This is a genomic window from Brevibacterium sp. H602 (assembly GCF_051172395.1).
GTDB lineage: Bacteria > Actinomycetota > Actinomycetes > Actinomycetales > Brevibacteriaceae > Brevibacterium.
On the sequence record NZ_JBPIZD010000046.1, the window covers coordinates 1 to 4,636 of the forward strand.

The 4,636-nt window shown below is 63.3% G+C and carries 5 protein-coding genes; 3 read left to right on the forward strand and 2 right to left on the reverse strand.

The window, feature by feature from the left end:
- Positions 1-68: 68 nt before the first annotated feature.
- Both ACSBQT_RS17755 and ACSBQT_RS17760 read right to left on the reverse strand, forming a co-directional pair.
- A complete protein-coding gene (locus ACSBQT_RS17755) occupies positions 69-968 on the reverse strand; it encodes a serine hydrolase (RefSeq protein ID WP_435002197.1) in 900 nt (299 codons plus the stop codon).
- 8 nt (positions 969-976) lie between these two features.
- A complete protein-coding gene (locus ACSBQT_RS17760; protein WP_435002198.1) occupies positions 977-1,960 on the reverse strand; it encodes a LysR family transcriptional regulator in 984 nt (327 codons plus the stop codon).
- Positions 1,961-2,135: 175 nt separating this feature from the next.
- Here ACSBQT_RS17760 and bla point away from each other — a divergent pair, with 175 nt between their 5' ends.
- From bla to ACSBQT_RS17775, 3 genes are all read left to right on the forward strand, one after another.
- On the forward strand, positions 2,136-3,068 hold the full coding sequence (gene bla, locus ACSBQT_RS17765) for a class A beta-lactamase (RefSeq protein ID WP_370036516.1): 933 nt from the start codon (positions 2,136-2,138) through the stop codon (positions 3,066-3,068).
- 177 nt (positions 3,069-3,245) lie between these two features.
- Positions 3,246-4,028, forward strand: coding sequence for an NAD(P)-binding domain-containing protein (locus tag ACSBQT_RS17770; RefSeq protein WP_435002199.1), 783 nt, complete (start codon positions 3,246-3,248; stop codon positions 4,026-4,028).
- An 81-nt stretch (positions 4,029-4,109) separates the two neighbouring features.
- The gene (locus ACSBQT_RS17775) at positions 4,110-4,577 is read left to right on the forward strand and encodes an SRPBCC family protein (protein WP_435002200.1); all 468 of its coding nucleotides are present in this window, start codon (positions 4,110-4,112) and stop codon (positions 4,575-4,577) included.
- Positions 4,578-4,636: the final 59 nt, after the last annotated feature.

The window sequence follows — 4,636 nt, forward strand, 5'->3', positions numbered from 1 at the left end:
CGCGAGGTTGCTGAGCCGCCGTCAGGTAGTTCTGGGCGGGAAAGAGTGTCTGCGGACCGACGTTCCCCTCACCTCAGCAGATCGTGAAGGGCACGGGCAGCGGCACCGAGAGCAGCCTCCGCGGCGGGCTGAACCGAAGCGGGATTGCTCGATTCGCTGAGCACGACAACCGCGATCGACTGACCGTCTGCGTGGTCGACGACGCCGATCTCGTGTCTGAGGTGGAGCAGTGTGCCAGTCTTCGACGACCACTGAGCCGAATCAGACATCAGGTCAGGGGCGATGCGGTGACGCACGACGTTTCCGGACATGAGTTCCCGCAGCCGTGCGGCGACGCCGGGATCAACACGTTCGGGCCGCCACAACTCAGCAAGTAGGTCCATCAGGCTGCGGGCGGTGCCGGAGTTGGCCCGGGAGACATCAAGCTGCCAGATCCGATGCCCGTCTCCGTGGGGAGGCCGCGTCTGTGCGAGATCGTACGCGAGATGTGCTTCAGACCGGTCGAGGCTCTCCAACGGGGTCGACTCCAATGCGTCGAGCCGGTGTCGGACATCCATGCCACGCAGCCCCATATCCTCGAGATCTCTCTGGACATCGCGCGCAGGAACGATGTCGAGCAGAGCGTCGGCGGCAGTATTGTCACTGAAGCATACGGCTAGAGTGAGCAGATCCTCGACTGCGATCCGTGCCGGATGCCGAAATCGTGCCGCGCCCGTCGGGCTCGCAGTGTCGGTCGCAGCAGGTTCGACCCGAATCTGTTCGTCGGCAGCGAGCTCGCCCGCCTTGATTCGGTTGAGCACCGCCAGGGCGATGGGCACCTTGACCAATGAGGCCAACGGCACCGCCCCTTCGGGCGACAGTACGACTTCTGCGTGCGAGTCGAGATCGCGTGCGATGATCCGGGCGCGCAAGCCCGCGCTCTCAAGCTCCGCACCGACCGCTTCGACGACCTTCTTCCGCTCGCTCAATCCATTCCTCACGTCGATCGTCCGATTCCCGATCCCCTCGCCGAGGCGGCTCTATTCGTCGTCGTGTGTGTCCTCACAGCCGCCGAGCCTGGCTGTCTCAAGCCTGCGAGGCTCGAACCGCCGAGGCAATCTGCGAATTCCTCGGCGAAGTCGGCAAACAGTGCGATGTCTTCGTCCGAGCCGGCCGTCAATGTATAGCCCCGAGAGATGACCGGATCGATGAGCGGCACCCAGGGAAGGTCCAGGTCCGCGGCTTCCGCTTCGCTGCAGAGCAGCAGATCACCGTCGCTGAGGACTCCCGCGACCGCGTCAGGGCCTGAGGTGTCCACGATGACCTGGTACGGGAGCAGACCTGCGGTCTCGGCGGACCGACGGATCCGGTCGCGGATGTGCGGGACGTTGTCCTCGCTCGACACTCGCAAACATCGACCTGCGAGTTCGAGGGGATAACCGGGAACCCGCGCACGGGATCTCCGCAAGTCAGCGATCCGCACCGGAGCCATAAGCTGGGAGCGATGAGCACATCCCAATGGGACGGCCCATGTGCCTTCGTCTACAGGAACGGTCTGCAGGGACGCGCGCACTCGTCTCCCAGCGAGTTCGTCGACTCGTCGGCCCGGCGCTCCCGGGTGGAAGTCGACCCGCAGCCCCCGGTCCTTCATCGAAGCCGCCAAAACCGCAAGGTTTCGTGTGGAGCAGTTCATCGGAACTGCGAGAGAGACCGGCCGCAGTTTCGCACGGTCAGCTCCGAGCAGCATCTCGTCGGCCAGCTCGACGAGACGCGAAGCCGGGACGAGCATGTCGCGGCCGAACGGCGTAAGACTCACTCCTCGCCCGGTCCGCTCGAGAAGCCGTGCACCGAGCTGCTTCTCGAGCCCGGCGATGCGCCGGCTGGCCACGGGCTGCGGGATCCCAGCGGCCGCAGCACCAAGTGTCATGCTGCCGAGTTCGCTGACAGCGGTGAATGTTCGACAGGCGTCTACCAGGTCCATCACCTCATGGTATGCGCGATCGGCATGAGAGCGGACGTTTCAGTCTTCGACTGTATGGCGGATGCGGACAAGACTGTTTCAACAGCAAGCATCACAAGCAAGTCGAACGGGAGATGGTGCTTGCCCGAAGATCTACTTCAGATGGCCTCCCGCAGGGAGAGAACGGAACGATTCGATGACCACACAAACTCTGCAGCTTCTCGCTTTGTCAACATTGACCGCTGTGACACTAGCCGCCTGTGCTCCGAGTGAAACTCAGTCGTCTGACCGATCCAGCAATCAGGCCGAAACCTCAACCAGCTCAAAAGACGTCACCGACAACCAACAGGTCAAAGACCAGCTCAAACGCCTCGAAGACCGCTACGACGCGAGAGTCGGAGTCAGCGCGCTCGATACCGAGTCCGGCGAATCAGTTGACCACCGTGCAGACGAGCGCTTCGGCTTCGCTTCCTCGCTCAAGGTCTTCGCCGTCGCCGAACTCCTCGATCGCACGACGCCGAAAGAGCTTGAGAAGAACGTGACCTGGACTCAGGCCGATGTCGATGAAGCCGGATGGACACCGGTGACGGAGAAGCACGTCGACGACGGGCTGCCACTGGAAGATGTGGCCGAGAGCGCGCTGAGGGTCAGCGACAACCTGGCGATGAACATTGTGCTTGATGAGCTTGGCGGACCAGAGGCTCTCGACGACGCCATGGAGAAGGACGGTGACTCGACGACCGAGGTCACCGACGAAGAGCCGGAGCTCAACGACGTCGAGGAGGGCAGCACGGACAACACCACCACCCCGGCCGCATTCACCGCCAGCCTGCAGGGACTCCTCGCCCCGGACCGACTCTCGGACGATGATCGCAGGGTGCTTCTCGACTGGATGTCGGCAAATGAGACGGGCGATCCCCTCATCCGCGCCGGCGCTCCCGAAGGCTGGGTGGTCAGAGACAAATCGGGACACTCGGACGCCATTCAGAACGACATCGCAGTGGTGACACCTCCTGATCGCGAACCCATCGTCATCTCCGTGATGACAGAAACCGACGACCCCGAATCTGAGGACGGACCGGCCCTGGTCGCCGCCGTCGCCGAGGCGGTGCTCACCGAATTCGAGTGAATCCGCCCCGCTCGAATTACTATCCGACGGCGGCTCAGATACCTCGCGCGAGGTATCTGCGCCGCCGTCGGGTTGTTTGGACGCACGGCAGCTCACCTCCCTTTCGAGGTCCCCGCACCCGGACCATTGAGTCAATGACACAATGCGAACAGGGACACGCCACTCAAGGAGGAGCACATGACACGCATCGGATTCATCGGAGTCGGAGAGATCGCCTCGGCGATGGTCGAAGGCCTTGCAGACAGCGAGGCGAAAGCCGACCTCCAGATCTTCCTCTCCACACGCAATGCCGACCGTGCAGCGAAACTCAGTGAGTCCATCGAGTCTGCCACGGTCTGTCGGAGCAATCAGGACGTCGTCGACCGCAGCGACCTCATCGTCCTCGCGGTCCTGCCGCAGCAGACCGACGCAGTCCTGGACGATCTCGACATCCCGGCAGAGAAGATTCTGGTCAGCGCCGTTGCCGGCGTCTCAACGATCACGCTCAAGGCCAACCTTCCGCATTCCCCGACGATCGTGCGCGTCATCCCTCTGCCCGCCGTCCGCGAGCGCAAGGGAGTCACCGCTGTGTACCCGGCCAATGACGCGGTCGAAGAGCTGCTGAACCACCTCGGCGGATCGGTGACCGCGGCCGATGAGACGATGTTCTCCACGCTCTCGGCAGTGACCGCGACGATGTCGGCGCATTTCGCGTTCTTGCAGACGATCAGGGCCTGGCTCGTCGCTCGCGGTTGGGACCAGGCGGATGCCGATCACTTCATCCGCGGCCAGTTCGTCGGTCTCGGCACCACTCTCGCCCAGACCACCGACCCCATCGACGACCTGGTCGCAGCTCACGAAACCCCGGGCGGCCTCAACGAAATGCTCAATAACGAGTGGATGGACAAGGCCAACCGCAAGTCCCTGGCATCCGCTCTCGACGCCGTTTTCGATCGCGTCACAGGAAGCGCCGGCGACTGACTGCGGACCGGTCGAAGTACTTGCCCGACCACCGATTGAGAGATCGCCCGCGCGCGTCCGGAGGTCGCTAGGATCACCAGCATGACCGAGTCTCTCACCTTCGCAGATTCCATCCACATCGACGCCGACCCCATGACGGTCTACAGGACTGTTGCGGACGTGACTCGGACTGGAGAGTGGTCACCGATCTGCCGAGAGTGCTGGTGGGACGAAGGCGATGGTCCACGAGTAGGAGCTTGGTTCACCGGGCGCAACGTCACCCCTGACCGTGAGTGGCAGACTCGCAGTCGTGTAGTCGTCGCCGACGAAGGGCGGGCTTTCGGATGGAGCGTGGGACCCGGCCGAGTCAACTGGACCTACAGTATGCAGGATGCGGATGGAGGCACACTGCTCACCGAATCATGGGAGTTCCTGCCGGAGGGGCAGGAGTTCTTCGCAGAGAAGTACGGTGCACGGGCATCCGAGGAGATCGCCGCACGGACAGCATCTGCGCAGACCGGCATTCCCGAGACTCTCGCAGCGATCAAGCAGGTCGTCGAAGCACGCTAGGGCAGAGGCAGACGGAGCAACCACAGAACTGGCTGCCCGCCCAGACTGGCCCCTATTGC